General features: G+C 57.0%; 13 protein-coding genes and 1 CRISPR repeat array. Of the genes, 4 read left to right on the top strand and 9 right to left on the bottom strand.

What is annotated here, in order from left to right; all coding sequences use genetic code 11:
- Positions 1–64 precede the first annotated feature (64 nt).
- Positions 65–1,471, bottom strand: coding sequence for a glutamate--ammonia ligase (gene glnA, locus MHM37_RS09065; RefSeq protein WP_139527893.1), 1,407 nt, complete (start codon positions 1,469–1,471; stop codon positions 65–67).
- Positions 1,472–1,606: 135 nt separating this feature from the next.
- On the opposite strand from glnA, the gene MHM37_RS09060 reads away from it, so the two are divergent.
- Together MHM37_RS09060 and MHM37_RS09055 are read left to right on the top strand one after the other, a co-directional pair.
- On the top strand, positions 1,607–1,792 hold the full coding sequence (locus tag MHM37_RS09060; protein WP_153843222.1) for a hypothetical protein: 186 nt from the start codon (positions 1,607–1,609) through the stop codon (positions 1,790–1,792).
- Positions 1,793–2,026: 234 nt separating this feature from the next.
- Positions 2,027–2,620, top strand: coding sequence for a hypothetical protein (locus MHM37_RS09055; protein ID WP_153843223.1), 594 nt, complete (start codon positions 2,027–2,029; stop codon positions 2,618–2,620).
- Between the two features lie 59 nt (positions 2,621–2,679).
- Here MHM37_RS09055 and MHM37_RS09050 read toward each other — a convergent pair whose 3' ends face one another.
- Entirely contained in the window at positions 2,680–3,705 is a 1,026-nt protein-coding gene (locus MHM37_RS09050) for an acyltransferase (protein WP_239296361.1), read from the bottom strand.
- 199 nt (positions 3,706–3,904) lie between these two features.
- Between MHM37_RS09050 and MHM37_RS09045 the strand changes: the two genes are divergently transcribed.
- Positions 3,905–4,804, top strand: coding sequence for an alpha/beta hydrolase-fold protein (locus MHM37_RS09045; RefSeq protein ID WP_239296363.1), 900 nt, complete (start codon positions 3,905–3,907; stop codon positions 4,802–4,804).
- On the opposite strand, the gene MHM37_RS09040 is transcribed toward MHM37_RS09045, so the two are convergent.
- Positions 4,753–6,387: a sensor domain-containing diguanylate cyclase gene (locus tag MHM37_RS09040; RefSeq protein ID WP_153843225.1), complete on the bottom strand. Its 1,635-nt coding sequence runs from the start codon at positions 6,385–6,387 to the stop codon at positions 4,753–4,755. The two genes, MHM37_RS09045 and MHM37_RS09040, sit on opposite strands and share 52 nt — an antisense overlap.
- A gap of 146 nt (positions 6,388–6,533) precedes the next feature.
- Here MHM37_RS09040 and MHM37_RS09035 point away from each other — a divergent pair, with 146 nt between their 5' ends.
- A complete protein-coding gene (locus MHM37_RS09035; protein WP_139527890.1) occupies positions 6,534–6,845 on the top strand; it encodes a hypothetical protein in 312 nt (103 codons plus the stop codon).
- 109 nt (positions 6,846–6,954) lie between these two features.
- A CRISPR array of direct repeats spans positions 6,955–10,524; the repeat unit is 28 nt; unit sequence TTTCTGAGCTGCCTGGGCGGCAGCGCAC.
- A gap of 129 nt (positions 10,525–10,653) precedes the next feature.
- Here the strand turns inward: MHM37_RS09035 and cas6f are convergent.
- The 6 genes from cas6f to cas1f form a co-directional block, all read right to left on the bottom strand.
- Positions 10,654–11,223 carry a type I-F CRISPR-associated endoribonuclease Cas6/Csy4 gene (gene cas6f, locus MHM37_RS09030; protein WP_239296365.1) on the bottom strand — a complete coding sequence of 190 codons (570 nt, stop codon included), beginning with the start codon at positions 11,221–11,223 and terminating at the stop codon, positions 10,654–10,656.
- Between the two features lie 3 nt (positions 11,224–11,226).
- Positions 11,227–12,252, bottom strand: a complete 1,026-nt coding sequence (csy3, locus tag MHM37_RS09025) for a type I-F CRISPR-associated protein Csy3 (protein ID WP_239296366.1) — start codon at positions 12,250–12,252, stop codon at positions 11,227–11,229.
- Positions 12,253–12,267: 15 nt separating this feature from the next.
- Positions 12,268–13,236 (bottom strand): type I-F CRISPR-associated protein Csy2, encoded by a 969-nt coding sequence (gene csy2 / locus MHM37_RS09020; protein ID WP_239296367.1) that lies wholly within the window; start codon positions 13,234–13,236, stop codon positions 12,268–12,270.
- Entirely contained in the window at positions 13,229–14,602 is a 1,374-nt protein-coding gene (csy1, locus tag MHM37_RS09015) for a type I-F CRISPR-associated protein Csy1 (protein ID WP_239296368.1), read from the bottom strand. The genes csy2 and csy1 overlap by 8 nt, the downstream gene beginning before the upstream one ends.
- Positions 14,603–15,042: 440 nt before the next feature.
- Entirely contained in the window at positions 15,043–18,390 is a 3,348-nt protein-coding gene (gene cas3f, locus MHM37_RS09010; RefSeq protein WP_239296369.1) for a type I-F CRISPR-associated helicase Cas3f, read from the bottom strand.
- Entirely contained in the window at positions 18,387–19,373 is a 987-nt protein-coding gene (cas1f, locus tag MHM37_RS09005) for a type I-F CRISPR-associated endonuclease Cas1f (RefSeq protein WP_239296370.1), read from the bottom strand. Before cas1f ends, cas3f begins: the two co-directional genes overlap by 4 nt.
- Positions 19,374–19,507: the final 134 nt, after the last annotated feature.

The following is a 19,507-nucleotide window of genomic DNA, read 5'->3' as shown; positions in this document are numbered from 1 at the left end:
TCGCCTCAACGAAAAAACCCCGCCGAGGCGGGGTTTTCAGGCTAACGACACCTCAAGGGTGATCTTAGCAGCTGTAGTACATGTCGAACTCGATCGGGTGAGTCGTCATGCGAATACGCTCGACGTCTTCCATCTTCAGTTCGATGTAGGCATCGATCATGTCGTCGGTGAACACGCCGCCTTCGGTCAAGAACGCACGGTCAGCGTCGAGCGCTTCCAGGGCTTGATCCAGGCTGTTGGCCACGGTCGGGACGGACTTGCCTTCCTCGGGCGGCAGGTCGTACAGGTTCTTGTCCATGGCATCGCCAGGATGGATCTTGTTCTTGATACCGTCGATACCCGCCATCAGCATCGCCGCGAACGCCAGGTAGGGGTTGGCGGTCGGGTCGGGGAAGCGCGTCTCGACACGCTTGCCTTTCGGGCTAGCGGTGTACGGAATACGGATGGACGCAGAACGGTTACGGGCGCTGTAGGCCAGCATGACCGGCGCTTCGAAACCCGGCACCAGACGCTTGTACGAGTTGGTAGAGGCGTTGGTGAAGGCGTTCAGCGCGCGAGCGTGCTTGATGATACCGCCAATGTAGTACAGCGCCATTTCGGACAGGCCCGCGTACTCGTCGCCAGCGAACTGGTTCTGGCCATCTTTCCAGAACGACTGGTGGACGTGCATGCCCGAGCCGTTGTCGCCCACCAGCGGCTTCGGCATGAAGGTCGCGGTCTTGCCATAAGCGTGCGCCACGTTGTGGATCACGTACTTCATTTCCTGAACTTCGTCGGCTTTCTTCACCAGCGTGTTGAACTTCACGCCGATTTCGTTCTGACCGGCGTTCGCCACTTCGTGGTGGTGAACTTCGACGGTCTGACCGATCGCTTCCAGGGTGTTACACATCGCACCACGGATATCGTGGAAGCTGTCGACCGGGGGTACCGGGAAGTAGCCGCCTTTCACGCGCGGACGGTGGCCCAAGTTGCCGCCTTCTACCTGGTTGCTGGTCGCCCATGCGCCTTCGTCAGAGGTGATTTTGTACATGGCGCCTTGAATGTCGGCTTTCCAGTGCACCTCATCGAAGATGAAGAATTCCGGCTCCGGACCGAAGAAGGCAGTGTCACCCAGGCCAGTCGACTGCAGGTAGGCTTCGGCGCGCTTGGCGATGGAGCGCGGGTCGCGATCGTAGCCCTGCATAGTGGCCGGCTCGATGATGTCGCAACGCAGAATCAGTGTGGCATCTTCGGTGAAGGGGTCGAGGAAGGCGGTACCGTCTTCCGGACGCAGGATCATGTCAGACTCGTTGATGCCCTTCCAGCCGTTGATGGAAGAACCATCGAACATCTGGCCGTTTTCAAAAAACTCTTCGTTCACGTCGCGTGCCGGTACGGTGACGTGCTGCTCTTTACCGCGCGTGTCGGTGAAACGCAGATCTACCCACTTAACATCATGTTCTTCGATTAGCGCGAGAGTCTTGGCTGACATAGTGTCCTCCGGTATGAGCGTGGCTTAAAGCGTGTAACTGTAAGCGATCGATAAAGGTGTTATTCAACAAATCGTTCAACACGCGGCTGCATGTGGCGCGTTTGTCTTTTTTGTTCGCTCAACGTTTGTTCGACGATGGATAACAAACCGCCCAGCGATCATTTCAGACCGGCTATCGTTGTAGCACGCCTGGAGGCGTCTGCCTACGCTTCAATAGCCGCTGATGAAACTACCTATGGCTTACAAGCACAGAGCATGCCAACTCTGCACCATAATGGAAAAAAATATCAACAACTCTTTGTTTTAAAATATGAAAAATGACTCATCCCATGCGTCTTAATGCAGCAAGGGAGTGGCAATTGCTTTTTCAAACGCCTAGACCGTCATTTCCTTGCACGCATTTGGTGCAAATAACACTCAAGACGCACCAAAATGAATAACTCGCCAGCCTCACTGTTTTTTTCGTTAAAAAACTTTCTCTTGCTACGTAAAGAAACCCACATCTACAATCAATTACAAACAGAGATGCTTTCATAACAAAAGGAAGCCGCGTGCATGGGTACGGTCTGCTTTATCGTTGATGCTTCAGTGACAGGAGCTTTGCTACCCCGCCACCTGCGCTCGATTCGCCAATCCGGTCTTGCTGACCATGCCCTACCCATTATCGTGACCTGTGCTCACTCGGATGAACGGCTCACCGATCTCGAAAAGCGTTACCACGCGCACGGCTTGGTGACACCTGCCCATACCCTAGGTGCACGCCTCAACCAAGCGGCGTATATTAGCCAGGCAGACTGGCTGCTGATTGCGCTGCATAAAGAACCCATGGCGGCGCAGCTTTGGTACCTACTCTATCCACAGCTAGACACGGCGACGGATGCGCTGCTCATCAACGCCGCCACTCCCCGCTTTTCGGAACGTCTGTTGCTGCACTTTCTCAGCTCGGCGGTGACCGTTCCCCCCTACATTGCCATTCGCCGTGCGTGGTTGGAGCGAATCGGAGGCTTCGATCCAGAGCTCGATGAGCCAGCACTGCTCGACTTTTTACAGCGCCTATACGCTTGCCCTACGCGTTTAAAAACGCTAAGCGGCGAGTCGCTTGGGCTTGCTCGAGGCTCGCCACAAAGCCGCTCACCCACCTCCTCTTAGCGCCTGCCCCTCTTTGACTCTTAACGCCAACCTGCCAGCTCACCAACCCGTCGAACCGTTCATATTTTTAAACGCTTACCCAGCAACATGGCACCCAATGTGGTGGTATTGGCTACTTTGTTGAGCAGAATCGATCCCACACTACCCACCATGATGAGCAACAGCGCATAAACCGCCAGGGGCAGCGTAGAAATGCCCACTAGCGTATCGGTGAGCGTAAAAAACATAGGATGCGCTAGATAAATACCAAACGAGTAAGCATTGATATAGCGCACCCATCCAGGCGCTTTACGCCCTTTTAAGCCACGCATCAATGCCAGCGTGAACAGCACAAAAAAGGGAATGACCCACACCTCTTTCGAGGAGAACGACAGCCGATACTCGAACGTGGCCAGCACGATCAAGCCAACGAACAACAAGAGCCAACGTGGTTGCGAGAGAGTTTGTAGCCAAACGGGCCGTTCGATCAACTGGCTAGAAGGCGTTAAGGGGTAATAGCGCACCAGCACTAGCGCCAAGAAGAACAGATAGATCCAACCCAACGGAGCCACCCAAAGCAAATAACCCGGCGGCTCAATAGCCAACGCATACGCCAACCCCCAATATGCCATACTCATCAAGCAAGCTCCCCATAGCCAAGGAACCGGATGCAAGCGCCATAGCTGCCAACGAGTAAAGGCCCAATAAGCGGCATAGAACTGCATGGCGATGATCAAAAAATAGCCATGCCAGCCCGCATAAATAAAGTAGGCTTTTGCGTTCTCCCAAACATTCACGGCGCTGTCGCTGCCCGCCAGTTGCCACCACTGGGCAGTGGAATAGATGAACCCGTACGTTAAATAGGGCAGCATGACGTATTTCACTCGCTGCCATAGAAAACCTGGCGGTACTTGCTTGTCATAGCGAACGGCAAACACAAAGACCGAAATGAACAGGAATACAGGCGTGCCCAGCACCAGCGGTATGCGCATGAGATCGGTAACGACGTTGTCCACGCGCTGATTCAGGTGATCTAGCCAATGAAAGAGAAACACGGCGACACAGCCGTACGCGCGCAGCCAGTAAATTTCCTCGATTTTCTGCATCGAACCTCCACCAAGCCCCGCTGCTAAGCTGATGTAGGGGCTTACGACAATGAACAGGCTGGCTTACAGCGTTGTCCGACCTTTTAAACGACGGTAAATTCCTGGAGGCCTCGTGTTCGAACAGTCGCTCAGATTCCCGCTTTTACACGCTCTCGGACGCACTGTCTCTGAATGCCTCACCGGCTGGATGCGCGCGATCATGGTCGTTTTGGGTGGGTTGGCACTGAGTAGCGCTGCCCTGGCGGGCGATGTCTCACGGGCACAGTTCTTTTCACCCACCCTGGGTTATGACTACCCGTATACGATCTATTTACCGGACGCTTATGACCCTCAGGCCTCGGCGCCTTACCCAGTGGTATACCTGCTACACGGGTCATTTGGTAACGAGTTTGACTGGGCAACCAAAGGCAACTTGCCACAAACGGCTGATCGTTTGATCGAGGCTGGGCATCTACCTCCAGCGGTATTCGTCATGCCCGGCAGCCGCAGTTGGTGGGTCGATGGGCATAACGAAGCTGCCCGTAGCGCTTTTTTCAACGACCTGCTGCCGCATATCGAAGCGACCTATCATGTGGGAACGACGCGCGAGCAACGTGGCGTAGCGGGGCTCTCTGCTGGTGGCTATGGCGCGGTGAATTTCGCCCTCGAACGTCCAGAGCTGTTTGCCGCTGCCGCTGCCCTCAGCCCCGCCAGCTATATCCCTGCGCCACCCAAAAACTCTTCCGCTCACCGACATCCAGCGTTTTTGAATGCGCAGGGCGAGTTCGATCAAGCGCTTTGGGAGCAGCTAAACTACACAGCCCATTTAGAAAGCTACCGCCTACGCGTCACGCCGCGCCCAGAGGCAGAGCAAGGCGACACGCCCCCTGTCCCGTTCTATATCAGCGCCGGACGCCGTGATGTCTATGACGCCGAGTTCCATGCACGCCAGCTGCGCCAAGCCATAGAACGTATTCAACCTGGTGACGTACGGCTCGACCTCTACCCTGGTGGCCATACTTGGCGCGTATGGAGAGCCAGCCTACCCGCGGCGCTAAACTTCATGTTTCAGTCTGTCGATGCAACGCCCGCAGTCTTGCCTGACTCACAAGCAGAGTAAAGGATAGCGCGATTACGCCCTTCCGCTTTGGCGCGATACATCGCCTGATCCGCGCAGTGAATCAGGGTGGCCTCATCCTTTGCGTGTAGTGGAAAGAGCGCCACGCCAATACTGGCGGAGACGCATACCTCGCCCACCAACAGCGCAAACGGCTCGGCCAGCGCTGAACAGAGCTGATGCGCGACCGCTAACGCGTCCTCTTTCATGACCGAACCACCCAGCAGCGCCACGAACTCATCGCCGCCGATTCGCCCTACCATATCGGTGCCCCGCAGCCGGGCGCGCATGCGTTGTGCCGCCGCTTTTAACAACTGGTCGCCAACGGCGTGGCCCCAGCGATCGTTCACCGGCTTGAAGTTGTCCAGGTCAATGAACAAGAAGGCCAACTGGCCCCCCGAGCGCAGCGCCTTGGTCAGCTCGCCAAAAAACATCGCTCGATTGGGCAGGTCGGTCAGCGTATCGTGCTGTGCCAAATGCAGCACCCGCTGCTCCATTTCGTGTCGTGGCGTAATATCGTGAGAGATGCCCATAAAACTGATCACGTTGCCCTGCTCATCCAACAACGGCGCACCGTTGGTAAAGTGCCAGCGCCACTCGCCGTTGGCATGCTGCACACGGTACTCGATCAGCCCTTGCGGCTCGGCCGTCACAAACACGTTTTCGATATAACGACGGCACGCCTCTAAGTCCTCCGGATGTAGAACGAAGCTCATATGCCGCCCGAGCACCTCGTTCACCTCGTGCCCCAATATGCGCGGCCAGTTAGGCGAGATATAGGTCAGCATGCCATCGGCATCGAGGGTGTAAATGATGTCGTTCGCCTGCTCCACCAGTTGGCGAAAGCGCTGCTCGCTGGATTTCAGCGCCGCTTCGAGCGCTTTACGCTGAGTAATATCGTTGGCATACCCCGTCCACAGCACGCTGCCATCGGGCTCGCGGCGGGGTTGGTCACTGGCTTCCACCCACAGCATCTCGCCGTGACGATGAAACATCCGAAACTCCTGTTTCCCTGGCGTCAGCGTGCGAGCGCTTTCCAGCGAGCTTGCGATGACGGTATCGCGGTCTCCAGGATGAATGTTGGCCAGCAACGTTTGCGCATCGGCCAGCGCCTCTTCGACGCTCACCCCAAACATTTCTTCTACCCGCTGGCCAACGTAGGTGTAACGCCAGTGACCCGACAGCGAGTAGTGCAACTGGTAGATGAAGCCCGGCAACTGAGACAGCAGCGCATCCAAAGATTCGCCAAATGGCAGAACCAGCTCATGAAGTGCCCCATACACTGCACGATACTCGCCCTCTACCACGGGAGAAAGCTGCAGTTGCCAACGCCTTGAGGCATCTGCCCAAGTCACCATCAGCTCCTGCACGGTCTGTTGCTGATCGCAGGCATATACGGCGGCCAGCACGTTATTCACGTCCAATGGAAAACAGCTGGCCAGCGCCATGTCGCTATTATCGTCAACCCAGCCCACCGCGTGCCGAAAGGCCGCGTTTGCATACACGTTCATCGCCTCGTGCGCTGAACGCTCCACCACGAACAGAGGCGTGCTCGACTGCTCAAATAGCGCACGGTACGGATGCATGGCGCCTTCTCCTCCCACGTTCCCCTAGAGGGGTAAGTTAAGCGCATCGACTAGGCGTGTCCACGCACATTGGCCGAGTGCTGCTAACGCACACTACACTGAATGTGCTGGCTTATTTTCTAACGACTCCTGTAAGGACACTGACCATGCATCAACATGTCGAATGGGATGAACCCGGTAGCGCAAGCGTCGCCGCCTTTTTCAAAAACGACCCCGACCACACGCCCCCTTACCCCGGCGCGATTCTCTCCGCTCGCTATCAGGGCCGCATCGTCCGAGTCAAAGTCGAAGCCTACCGGGAAGAAGACGCCGTCAGCATCGGCAGCGTCGCCGCCATTCTCGACCAGCACGGCCACCGCTTTCAGTCGCACAAAAAGCTCAACATCGGTGACATGGTCCGCCTACCCGACGACAAACGCGCCATGGAGCGCTGGGAAGAGGATGAGGAGAAGGAGTAAGTAAGAAAGGCATCGGGGTAGGGGTTTACTTGTCCCGCCCTTGCCTTTCAACTAAAGCTGCCTGGGCGGCAGCTAACTTGCCGCCTTTACTGGCATCACCGAGTTTGATTTTCTGAGCTGCCTGCACGGCAGCGAGCTAGCAGACTTCATTCTATTGGGCCTGAACACATTTCTGAGCTGCCTGGGCGGCAGCGCACGTCATCCAGGCGTTTGCCTCGCCTGCGCTGCTTTTCTGAGCTGCCTGGGCGGCAGCGCACGACCTTAAAGCGATGGCCAAGCCTGGATTTATTTTCTGAGCTGCCTGGGCGGCAGCGCACTTCCTCGTTCTCTTGGCCAGTGTTGGCGAAAATTTCTGAGCTGCCTGGGCGGCAGCGCACCAGGATTCACCTGGAGGGCGTTTTTGCTGCCTTTTCTGAGCTGCCTGGGCGGCAGCGCACAACCCGCGCCTCCTGGGCTTTGTGCTGGACAATTTCTGAGCTGCCTGGGCGGCAGCGCACAACGACCGCGAATCACGGCGCATTGCTCAAGATTTCTGAGCTGCCTGGGCGGCAGCGCACATGCTAGGTCGCTGCTAATGATGATCGAGTCATTTCTGAGCTGCCTGGGCGGCAGCGCACGCAGTCGACCAGCCGCGTTCTTGCATGATGGTTTTCTGAGCTGCCTGGGCGGCAGCGCACCCTTCGGGCGGCCTTTTTTGTTTCCGCTCTCCTTTCTGAGCTGCCTGGGCGGCAGCGCACCTTGCGGCTCATGCCGTGGCTTTCGTCCGGCATTTCTGAGCTGCCTGGGCGGCAGCGCACGCCCCCGTAGCGGTAGCCCTTCTTGTTGAGCATTTCTGAGCTGCCTGGGCGGCAGCGCACTTACGCCAGGGGCTAACCTCTCGGTATGTCCTTTTCTGAGCTGCCTGGGCGGCAGCGCACGAAGCGGCCTTTGAGTACGGCGTCAAGAAGCTTTTCTGAGCTGCCTGGGCGGCAGCGCACAAAACGAGGCCCGCGAGGGCAGCGAGGCCAAGTTTCTGAGCTGCCTGGGCGGCAGCGCACCGAATTTGCCAATATCAACGCGTATTTCGACTTTTCTGAGCTGCCTGGGCGGCAGCGCACGAGTACATGGGCAGCGACGTGATGCTCGGCATTTTCTGAGCTGCCTGGGCGGCAGCGCACAATACTACGTAGCCGAAGCGGTGGTGGCCAAATTTCTGAGCTGCCTGGGCGGCAGCGCACGCACCAGCCTCGCCCATGTTGTACCCGCCAGATTTCTGAGCTGCCTGGGCGGCAGCGCACGAGCAGTGGGACGAGCAAGAGCGAGCGCTGCATTTCTGAGCTGCCTGGGCGGCAGCGCACGATCTGTCGAACGGGCGTCCCCTCCACCATTCTTTCTGAGCTGCCTGGGCGGCAGCGCACATGCGGATCATAAAGAGCTGATTGGCCTAACATTTCTGAGCTGCCTGGGCGGCAGCGCACAACGACAAGCGCTCACTGGTCGCTGGCGGCAATTTCTGAGCTGCCTGGGCGGCAGCGCACATTGTCAGCTTCGCTGCATGGGTAACCCATGTTTTCTGAGCTGCCTGGGCGGCAGCGCACTCGATCGCTTGGGCGTCGTGGAGCTGGTACACTTTCTGAGCTGCCTGGGCGGCAGCGCACGTTAACCGACGCTTGGCTGAAATCCGTCTATATTTCTGAGCTGCCTGGGCGGCAGCGCACCAGCCGATTGAGACGGCGCCCAAGGACGAGCTTTTCTGAGCTGCCTGGGCGGCAGCGCACCGCGTCGTTGATCTCCGTGATCTTTGCCGCTTTTTCTGAGCTGCCTGGGCGGCAGCGCACACCGTGGCAAACTGTACTCGGGCCGCTGCATCTTTCTGAGCTGCCTGGGCGGCAGCGCACTTCACCGTCCATGCCGGGTCGCCATAGGTTTGTTTCTGAGCTGCCTGGGCGGCAGCGCACATGATCATGATCAATCTCCCTCCGCTTCGTGGTTTTCTGAGCTGCCTGGGCGGCAGCGCACACGAAAAAGCCCACCAATTCGCTGGGGAGCGTTTTCTGAGCTGCCTGGGCGGCAGCGCACCGACTGGCGATTGCTCATTGCGATCTTTGCGATTTCTGAGCTGCCTGGGCGGCAGCGCACGTGCTTGTTCACGCCCAATTTGTGGCCGTCGATTTCTGAGCTGCCTGGGCGGCAGCGCACGTGATGCCGTGGTGGATGGTGGCGGGCAGGCATTTCTGAGCTGCCTGGGCGGCAGCGCACATTCGCGGCGCTTCTCGTTGCTGTGACAGGATTTTCTGAGCTGCCTGGGCGGCAGCGCACTACCGCGACACGTTTAGCGAATTGCTGGCACTTTTCTGAGCTGCCTGGGCGGCAGCGCACAGCAGCTACCCGGCCACGAAGTAAATGATACCTTTCTGAGCTGCCTGGGCGGCAGCGCACCTCGACGGTGCGACCGTCACGCTCACGCATCATTTCTGAGCTGCCTGGGCGGCAGCGCACCCAACTATGCCATGGCCTACCGTCGCCGTTATTTTCTGAGCTGCCTGGGCGGCAGCGCACTTGCAGCAACTCCTGGCGGCGAATCTCCATCTTTTCTGAGCTGCCTGGGCGGCAGCGCACCCGTCCTCCTGCGCAACCAAGCCGTCGGTGCTTTTCTGAGCTGCCTGGGCGGCAGCGCACGCGGCGGCAGACCTTGAGGAGGCGGGCGCTAATTTCTGAGCTGCCTGGGCGGCAGCGCACGCCAGGTAGTGCGCTTCGGCATCGTCGCGGCTTTTCTGAGCTGCCTGGGCGGCAGCGCACTATGGGGCGCGCTGATCAACACCGCTAGCAAATTTCTGAGCTGCCTGGGCGGCAGCGCACGGGATTGATACCACCAGCATTGGTGGGGCGGTTTTCTGAGCTGCCTGGGCGGCAGCGCACCAGCATAAAATATTGAAGGGGCATTGGATGATTTTCTGAGCTGCCTGGGCGGCAGCGCACGACGTCAGGCACCTACCTAGCTTCTGTGGATATTTCTGAGCTGCCTGGGCGGCAGCGCACGGCGGCGCTTTCCATTACCTGCACACGTTGCATTTCTGAGCTGCCTGGGCGGCAGCGCACTGGCTCAGGCGCGCTTGCGTCAGAGAGAGTGGGTTTCTGAGCTGCCTGGGCGGCAGCGCACTGTGGAGTGGTGGTGCCGGTCAATGATCGGCTTTTCTGAGCTGCCTGGGCGGCAGCGCACTTGGACAGCAGCGCATCGGCCCGCATGTTCTGTTTCTGAGCTGCCTGGGCGGCAGCGCACGCACCAACAGCAAAACCGCCCAGGGCTATCACTTTCTGAGCTGCCTGGGCGGCAGCGCACCGTACGTTGGCTTCTACACCACCAAGCGGGTGTTTCTGAGCTGCCTGGGCGGCAGCGCACGGCGAACGGCAGCCCAGACACAGGCTGGCTCGTTTCTGAGCTGCCTGGGCGGCAGCGCACCCCTTTTTCCAGCAGCCAAGTGCCGGTTTCAGTTTCTGAGCTGCCTGGGCGGCAGCGCACTTCAATCCATAGCTCACGCTCGGAGCGGATCGTTTCTGAGCTGCCTGGGCGGCAGCGCACCGCGCGACCCCACACCACGGCAGTGCCATGCATTTCTGAGCTGCCTGGGCGGCAGCGCACGCGGTGGGCAGAATGACGAGATCCGACTGGCGTTTCTGAGCTGCCTGGGCGGCAGCGCACTAGAGCATATCAAAATTAATGTGCTGATTGTTAAAGAGCTTTCACCAAAAAAAGCGGTATTACCCTTTCAGGAGCAATACCGCTAAGTCATTGATTATTAGCTGCCTATTTTCATGTCAGAAAAAAGGGTCAAAACCAGGGCACGGTGGCGCTGGGGCTCAAGCCGTAATGGCTGAATGAGCCTTCCGATGAAGACGCTGCAGGTTTGCCATGTTCAATAAACAGGCTGAAGCGCTGTTGAGTAGATCGACTATTGATCTGCACAAACGGTAGCTCAATTCGTCGAGCCGCCACCTTGGCGTAAATGCTCCTTGCCTCCTCTTCGCTAATGCTGTGCCGTTTGGCATAGCGCTTGGCGCGGCTCTCGCTGCCCGTGTTGAACTGCTTCCGCGCCACGTTGATATGCTGAGCACCCGCAGGCACTTCCAACACTTCGCTTACCTGCGTGTGATCCCGCATGCCTGTCAGCCAATCCATACCCATCAGCTGCTGTAGTCGCTCATGGGTGCCATGCAAACGCAAATGGCTGCCTAACGTGCGGGCACGAACACCGTGTTTATGGACTGGAAAGCTCACGCCTAGATCCGTTGCCTGTAGGTCGAATAGCGCTCGATGCAACTTGTTGTAAAGCGCCCCCATCAGCATGGCTTCGGGAAAGTCGGGGTCCGGCCTTAGCCGGATATCGATGTAATGATCCATGGCTTACCCCGCTTCGCCGAACACGCCACCACGGATGAGTGTTGCCATCACAAAGTGCTGGTTTTCCTTGGAAGGCACTTGATCTTTGATCATCCAGTTATCCAGCAGTGAGTAAAAGTCGGCCTTCTGCTTGGGCTGGCGGTACGCTTTGCCTTGGGTGGTCACTGAACCATAAGGCTCGACAGCAATAGGCCCAAGATCTTCATCGTTTTCATTGGGGTACCAGGTGTCGATGGTACGGATAGCGTTACCCAGCTTCTGCGAGTGAATACCGGCAATACCGCTGACGTGGTATAGCGTTTTGCTTTTGTCGCCTCGGCCTCGATCAAGAATCAGCTCTTGAGAAGGGAACACTTCTTGACCACTGCCCATGCGGACATAGGCCACCACTTCTAGCAGCAAGTGCTGCTCGCCTGCCAACGCAGCGGCGATGACACCCGCCAGCTCTTTAAGCTCGGCAGTATCCTCGAAAGCACGCAACGAAAGGGAGAGTGCATCAAACGTCCACTCTTTGGTGGCTTTACCCTGGGCCAACTGGCGAATACTCACTTCTACTTGCTCTGCGCCCATGCGGTTACGCCACAGAAAGCGGCCATTGGCGAGGTTATTGGCGTAACGATGCGCCAGCTCGCCAAAGCCTTGAGTGTGCTTATACTCGGCAACTGCCTGTTCCAACTTGGCCTGGTACTCAGCGTTATTACAGGCTGACGGTGTTCCCGCACCAGATAATACGCGCAGGGTGAAGCGGGCAACTAGGGTATCTGCATCATGGGGCAGTGTGGCTACATCGACGGTTTGTAGGTTGGGGTTTTCAATCGCGGCATCTAGCTTGGCGGGGTCCTGGTCTTTGGCTTTCAAGCGATTGGAAATCGTGCCGCGCACCGATTTTTCGCGCACCTTAACCGACTGCCATTGCTGTTCTTCTTGCCGCTTATCCCAATTGCTGGCGTACAGTAGCGCATCGGAAGGGTCGAGCTTGCGCTCAAAAGCGAGGACAGAAGCGGTTTTAAGGGTATCGTTCTTAGCCATGATAAAGCTCCTTGTTTACTGTGCTGAGGTGCGAAGGTGATAGTCGTTATTGAGACGGTAGAGGCCCGCTTCCTCGTCGTTATCCACGTACCAAAGCAGGTCTTCAGGTTGCTTCATGCGGTGTGGGCTAACCCATTCACCAATGGAGTAGAGGCTTTCGACAAAGCGGAACGGGGTCTTGGTATCGCGGGCATTAGCCACTTCTCCGGGCTGGAAAAGGTCGGAAATAGCGCCATAACCAACTGGAATCGGCACCAACCAGCCGCGATAGGGACGCTGCGCCTGCCAAACGGGCTTTTCGTTGGGTTCGCCTTCGTTCTCTAGCGTACAAACATGGTTAAGACGAGAGAGGTCTAGCCACGCATCTAGTAAGCTGGCCTCAGGGTTGTGTTGTTGCAGCGTTGTAAGGTGTTCGGTGAGGTAGTCATCGCGCAGGGTCAGCGCAAAGCCCGGCAGCCAGCGGCGCTTCAGTCGAGCGAACTGCTTGTAGCGTTCATCTTCATTGTCATCGAGCATGACCCATTGCGGGCGCTGCTTATGGCTCGGCACGTTGCGATTGGGCACCACACTGCCACCGGCAATACGCATGCCCGATACCATCTCACTGATTTGATGGGCGATATTCTCATGCTCGCTTTCTGCAGCGCCGGTATCAATCGCGAAGATCAGCGTGATATCCAGATGAACACGCCCTTCTTCTACAATCGCTGCCGTGCCGCCGGTTTTGTCCACTGGGTTGCGCGTCAAGTGAAAGCCACGAATGTAGCCACCCTCTGTGGCTTGGGTTTCAAAGTCATGGCAAATAACCCCAACGCGACCTAACGAAACGGGAAGACTCGCCTCTGCTAACTTCCGCTCCAGAGCATGCATCAAGCCTACAAATGCACTCATGGCGGGAAAGCCCCAGGTCATGGGGCTGGAAATCGCGTTGGCGTTTTGCACTCGCAGGCGCGGCAGAACCAGAATATTTTTTACTTTACTCATCGTCTAGCGCTCCTTCCCATGCATCTAATTCTTTTTCAAGCGATGCCAACCAGCGGCGATCACGATCCAAAACACGCTGGTGGGTAGCGTTCTCTTTCAGCTTTTTCTGCCAATAAAAAAACTCAACATCACCTACGCTAAGTTTTTTGCTTAATTTTTCGTTAAGCCAATTGGAAAACCGACGACGTACAGCAGCAGTCCAATCAAGGTTCTCGCGTTCTTTTCGAAACTGCTCATCGCCCTCAGAGCGTCCAGGATCAAGCCAATAAATTTCTTCAATAGGCAGGTTACACTTTTCGCTAGTGCTCCAACCTGCTGGCAACTCATGAAACTGGCTTGTGAAAGCCATCAACTCATCTATGAGAGAGCCATGTATATCATCCACCCGAGTGCGAGTATGAACATTCGGGGAAGGATCGCTTGAGAGGAACCAAGCAAGCCTACCTAGATCTCTCTTGACATTATCTAATTTCTCAAAGCGATGAAAAACAGAATCCACATTATATGGTGGGCTAACCTGTTGTTTTCCCCAACTAGGCGGCATTGAAGCCAATAAGTAATTATTACCACCCCGCTCGCTATTCAGCTGTGAGATATTCTGCGGCTTGGTGCCGCCCATTTTCTGCACAGCCAAGTTGGGGTAGCTGTGCACGGGTTGCCCAGCGTACTTGCCTTCTCGCTTGGCCTTACGTGCCTCTTTGGCCTCTTCGCTAAATCGATCATGGTTAATGGTCTGGAATACACGGTGCGCCAGCGAAGTGGCGTAAAGCGGTGCGAGCAGATGAAAATTCTCAGCATCCTTTTCCAGGTCTGCTGCATCCTCCCCCACCAGCCAATAGAGCTGTTTGCCTCGGGTATGTGAGGCGTGCTCGCCACGCGGTTCGGTAATCGCAGCAAAGGCACTGATCCACGACTGAGCCTGCTCAGGATTGGCGCTTAACGCCTTTGCCATCTCAGCGTCGTTTTCCAGCACCCGCTCAAGCAGTGACTTCCCTTCGAATTGCAGCTTCAAGAACTTATAAACATCCAGGGCGGCAGCGTTCCCCACCACATCGCCCGCAAAATCAGCGGATAGCGTGTGGCTGCCAACCAGAGAATGGTTATTTAGCGATTCAGGTGGGGCGTAAAGATTGGAGCCTTTGGCATCCGGGTGAATCGGCTTGAGAGAATGGGTGACGACTTGCAGTTGTCCAACGCGCCTGGCTGCATCGTTGATCCATGTATCGAAGTGAAACTGCTCAACCAGCGCCTGGTATTTTGGATCATCGGGAGCTAGCTTTTCAGTTTTTAATGCAAGTCGCTCCTCCAAAAAATCATTGATTATCTTACGTAAAACTTGATGATTGGGGCTTATATTACTGGGCATATTGCTAACCTCAGCGTTGAAACGGAGTACGCTTCATGTAACCATAATCCCCCGAAGCATTGCAGTGCTTCGGGGGAGTGGATGGAGTCGACGCTTGCTATTGCATGATCACGATCATGAAATTTGCTACGACGATCAGATAGTTCGCCACGACGATATGGTAATCGTAGTTAGGCATGATGAGTCCCTCCTTCTCTAGGTAAAGTACAGTGCAGCCCTGAAGGCTAGCCCGTAGAGTGTTGCAGCACTCTGAGGGCTAGCCTATACTTGTTTCTACCCAAAAGCAAACCGATACGATTGCTAGCGCACCTCAAGGTGTAATGGTTAAAAACAAAATTTCACATGAATGCCGCATAGGCAGCTTAGAAAATTACCCCATGGGGTACTCCAGCTACGATACACTGCCGCACAGGCAGCGGGCCGGTGACTATCACCGGCCTTCATTTGCTCCGCCAAAACCCCAGCACCGGGTGATACCCCCACCGCTGATTTCTAGCCGACGCCGTCACCGTACCAAAGGATCGGGCGGCGCGATCCAGAGAGATATCCAGGTCTTCGGCCAAGTCGGCCAGGGCTGTTAAATAGTCGGTTGCACCCCAGGGCTGTATCCGCTCGCCCTGCTCTTTTGCCAGGTCTACCCGCACCAGTAGGCTCTCTTCCACCGGCACGTAGAGCTTTTCGCCTCGCCTTGCGCCGTCGTCGACACGATGTAGCCTCCAGGTTTCGCCGCCCTCATCCGGCAGCAGCGCTAGGGTTATTTCAGGTTCGAGCTGTTGGCGAAATGGGTCGCGCTGAATCAATACACCCGTCAAATGCAGCTGCGGCATCACATGCCAGCTGTAGGCTCCTAACGGCGGTGGTTTGGGCGTTTTGCCGATCCGTAGCTCTTTTTTGGTCAATGGCTCGGCGGGCTGCTCGACCATCAGTTGATGCAGCCGCTCATGCTCTAGATCAACAAGGCTATCTTTGGCGCGCAGCACTTCCCGCGCCAGCACGCGGGGGCGGGCATCGATCACCTGGTACTCATCTTGCGTTAACAGCTCACTAAGGAAGTGGCTACTTAGCCGCCATTGCAGATCTGTTTCAAAGCCCGGTTTGTGGAAAGCAGGCTTTCCAGGCTGCTCCAGATGCTTGAGGTTGGTATCCAGCAATAAGATATTCGGCGAGTCACACGCCTGCTCGCGGTGACGGCGTACCCGGCCTGCTAGCTGGATAATCGAGCGCATGGAAGACGGCTCGACTATCGCCCAGTCGTAATCGTGGTCGCGCCCCACCTCAGTGACTGGCGAGCCCAGCACAATGAATAGGTGGTCGCTTTCTTCACTGCTATCCAATAGGCGGCGGATATCCGGCTGCTGAAAAACGCGCTCAGGGTCGGCCCGTTGCAGCGTTCTATCTAACCGACGCTCAATCTCCGAGCGCATGACCAGCGGGTGGCGGGAGTGGTAAACGCAGAGGTGAATGCGAAACCCCTCCGGCGCGCCCTGTTGAAACAGCGCTCTGGCAACATCCACTAATGGGTCGATATTCGCCATGCGAACCAAGCCAAAGCTGACGCGCTTGCCCGAATGCGGGTCAACGGAATGATGCTGCTGGTGAAGCGCTAGCGTATTCTCACGCAGTAGGGCCGCAATGGCTGGCCTTATCTCTTCAGGGCGTTTGCCCAGCGGCGGCACCGCTAAAATATCCGCGCGGCGGCGTATCGGGCTTTTGGCCAAACGTTCTAAACGGCGCTTGGCAAAAGCGTTGTGTGCGGCCTTGAAGGCCTCGCGACTGGCGCAGTTTTCATGCTGACGATCGTGCTCGTCGAACCAGGCACAGCAAATATCCACCGCCAAGCCCGGCTCGCCACGATGGCGCTGAAAGGCTTCGCGCCCGCTGCGGTAAGCTTCATACAAACCCTCGACCAATGCGGGTGGCAAGGTGGCCGATGAAAGCAGTACCCTTGAACCTAGCAGCCCCGCCCAATTGACTAATCGAGTAAGCGCGGGCAGGTCGTTGATATCGAAATCGTCTATTTCATCGAGCACCAGATCGCTGCTCATTAGGCGCAGCATAGGCACGACCTGCCGCCCGCCGCGTGTGCTTTCCGTAGCCGGCACCAGATGGTCAACGGTACATACCAAAATGGGCGCGGCGATCAGCGCGCGAGTGCCCGGCTCATCGCTCAAGCGGCGCAGTACTGGGTGGCTATCAAAATTGCCGTCAAACACCACGTGGGCATCTTCTTCGATCAACGCCTGTTGCGACGCCGAGCCTCGGGCTTCAGCCTGCTGCTCATAGTGTTCGAACAGGGCTTTATTGGCGCTGCCCCCCACGCGCACGGCGAGTTCGTCTTCACCCAAATTCAAACGATCACGTAGAGCCTGGCCAGTTTGAAGCGTCAGGGTGCGTAGCCCCAGCGCAATGCTAAACCGCGCGCCCTGCTGAGGGTCAGCCAACGCATACATGATGCGCCCATTGGCGAGGGTTTTACCGCACCCGGTGGACGCCATGTTAATGCCAAAAAATCCTTGGCGCTGGCTGCGCTCCCTTAGCGACTGGGCAAGGTCAAACGCTTTATCTTGCCACCGAAAACGCGGATGGCTACTGCGCTTACGGAACCCTTTATGGCGCGCTAAACGGGGTAAGTGGCTGTCGACGCTGGGTAGCGCGCGAGCAACCGCCGCCGCGTGTTTCTCAACCCCCAGAATATGCTCATCCAATGGCTGGTTGGGCTTGCCAGTTTTGCGCACGGTATTGGCAATTAACGGGTAGTTAGGCTCACCGCGCACGCGATGCTGGAGATCTTCAAGGCTTGAGTAGTGGTGGTCGGCCAGCATTAAGCTAAGCCGAGCCAAGTGCATGACGTAGCGGCTTTCCAGCCAGCGACCACCATTACTCTGAAGCCGCGCCTGTAGCCGAGAGGCCAACTTTACCGCTCGTTCGCGCCAGCGGGATGTGCTGACCGGCAAGCCCTTACTGAACTGCCAATACGGCGCTATTCGTTTAGGGTCTTGCGTCTCGGGAATCTCGTTCCACTCGGCATGGATAGAATCAAACAGTCCACCCAGTTGCTCCGCCTGAAGGGGCGCCTTGCCTCTGCCCCAGCGCCTTTCAGTATTGCCTTCTTTTTCCGGTGGTTTTAGCGGTAGCCGATGGTGGCAAAGCACTAGCCAACCCAACGCGGCAGCCAGCGGCGGTAAGCGACTAAACACCGATGAGGTGGGGGCATCTATCCCGTCGCGCTCCAAACCCTCAAGCCAGTCCTGCTCTTGATAGCTGCCTTCGGCCAGACGCGCCAGCCAAGTGGCGTCGTCATCTTTCCCCACGAATGCTTGAAACAGGCGCAGCGATATCCACTCATGACGGTATAAGTTACGCCCTTCCAGTGTGCCTTTAAGCCGCTGCTGGAAGGCGTCGCAGGCTTTTCCCAGGTCGTGCAGTAACGCGGCCATCGCGGTGAGCAGAAGAATGTCTTCACCGTTGTGCCAGTCATTTTCATCGCGGCGTCGCAGGATATCTCGGGCGGTGGTGTTGGTCGGTACGGCGCCATTGAGATTGAACTGGGCAGCATCCCCCACCACCCACATCAACTCACTGTGGTCATGGCCACGAATCCAGTGGCAGGCAACGGCCGTGTTCTTGCGGGCAGTTTTGCGCAGCAGCTTACGCAGCGTATCCAGCCCGGCCTGGGTAATCGGTGTTTGCCACGTGCGATCGCCCCGGCGTTCGGCAAACTGGTCGAGAATGCGGCGCGTCTCTTTCAGGGCATTTTTATTGCACTGGGAAATCAGCAACACGTTCATGAATCGCCGCTCCCCAGTTCTTGCCCCAGCGCCTGGGCGACTTCCTTGAGCGTATCGATCATGAAGTCGAGGGATTCGGTGCGGGTCAAGCGTTCGATGCAGGCTTGGCGGAACTCCTGCTCTTCATCGCCGCGCATGGCGGAAATGAACGCTTGGGGCAGAATCACCGCGTCTTTCACCAGGTCCGCCACATCGAACACTAGCCCACCTCGGCGGGTTTTACCGTGGAGTACCGCCAGGCCGTGGGGAATGCCCAATACCCAAGTGGCGGTCGCCGCCAAGCCATAGGCTAGGTAGTTGCCATGATCGAGAAAACGGTTGGCGGGGTCGGTACCCGCGCCGCGCTTGGCGCGGGAGAAGTCGCCGTAATCAACGGCGTTCACCGCTAGCTTGAACAGCGTTTTGGTTAATCGCGCTTCCAGGGTGAGCAGGTCAACCGTGCTGGGGGCTTGCTTGATGGCTTCGCGATGATGGGTGAGTGCGCTCTGTAGGTGATCAGTGGGAATCGTAAAGCCTGCGTCTTTCATCACTCGGCTTGTCCACAGCGCATCGATACGGGCTAAGCGCGCCTGCTGAAAGGCGCGCGCAGCATCCAGGCGTTTGGCGTCATCAAACCAGAAGCGTACCCAGTATTGGAGGTACTCCGTGGGCCGGTACTCGCTTTGTGGCGTCAGCCAGGCAACGTCCACATCCACTTCATTGGCGGCAAACAGCGGTGTGCCACCGCCACCACAAAACCCGACCAGTACACCTGCCTTGGCGAGTTCGCGCATGGCCGCTTGGGTAATCGAAGTGCCTGTGCCCAGCAGTATCGAGGTGGTATTGGCAATGGGAATATTCCAGTAGCGCGACTTGCTCCCTTCATCGGTGACGTACTCTACCCGCCCACCGTTCACCAACACTCGGCAGTGCTGGAGGTAGTACAGGTTCGCACGCTTGGAGTGCAGGATGGTTTTAAGATCAGAAGGTGAAAAGTCATCCATGGCGGCTCTCCTATTGTTCTTGCCACCATCTAAGCACTCTTTACTTTGAAACACCATTGACCCTCATCAGGGGTTAGCCAGAACGCTGCCTGCTCCCGCTCTTTTTACAAACGCGTACTCTCCCCATGCTACGC

Source organism: Halomonas sp. MMH1-48, assembly GCF_022348105.1.
Lineage (GTDB): Bacteria > Pseudomonadota > Gammaproteobacteria > Pseudomonadales > Halomonadaceae > Vreelandella > Vreelandella piezotolerans.
Note: the sequence above shows the minus strand (reverse complement) of the source record. Positions and strands in the feature narration are given on the sequence as shown.

Excerpts from the sequence above, each read along its gene's own strand:
- csy1 (WP_239296368.1), bottom strand. The coding sequence starts at position 14,602 with ATGCCCAGTAATATAAGCCCCAATCATCAAGTTTTACGTAAGATAATC.
- MHM37_RS09045 (WP_239296363.1), top strand. The coding sequence starts at position 3,905 with ATGGTCGTTTTGGGTGGGTTGGCACTGAGTAGCGCTGCCCTGGCGGGC.
- MHM37_RS09050 (WP_239296361.1), bottom strand. The coding sequence starts at position 3,705 with ATGCAGAAAATCGAGGAAATTTACTGGCTGCGCGCGTACGGCTGTGTC.
- csy2 (WP_239296367.1), bottom strand. The coding sequence starts at position 13,236 with ATGAGTAAAGTAAAAAATATTCTGGTTCTGCCGCGCCTGCGAGTGCAA.
- MHM37_RS09040 (WP_153843225.1), bottom strand. The coding sequence starts at position 6,387 with ATGCATCCGTACCGTGCGCTATTTGAGCAGTCGAGCACGCCTCTGTTC.
- MHM37_RS09035 (WP_139527890.1), top strand. The coding sequence starts at position 6,534 with ATGCATCAACATGTCGAATGGGATGAACCCGGTAGCGCAAGCGTCGCC.
- glnA (WP_139527893.1), bottom strand. The coding sequence starts at position 1,471 with ATGTCAGCCAAGACTCTCGCGCTAATCGAAGAACATGATGTTAAGTGG.
- cas1f (WP_239296370.1), bottom strand. The coding sequence starts at position 19,373 with ATGGATGACTTTTCACCTTCTGATCTTAAAACCATCCTGCACTCCAAG.
- csy3 (WP_239296366.1), bottom strand. The coding sequence starts at position 12,252 with ATGGCTAAGAACGATACCCTTAAAACCGCTTCTGTCCTCGCTTTTGAG.
- cas3f (WP_239296369.1), bottom strand. The coding sequence starts at position 18,390 with ATGAACGTGTTGCTGATTTCCCAGTGCAATAAAAATGCCCTGAAAGAG.
- MHM37_RS09055 (WP_153843223.1), top strand. The coding sequence starts at position 2,027 with ATGGGTACGGTCTGCTTTATCGTTGATGCTTCAGTGACAGGAGCTTTG.
- MHM37_RS09060 (WP_153843222.1), top strand. The coding sequence starts at position 1,607 with ATGGATAACAAACCGCCCAGCGATCATTTCAGACCGGCTATCGTTGTA.
- cas6f (WP_239296365.1), bottom strand. The coding sequence starts at position 11,223 with ATGGATCATTACATCGATATCCGGCTAAGGCCGGACCCCGACTTTCCC.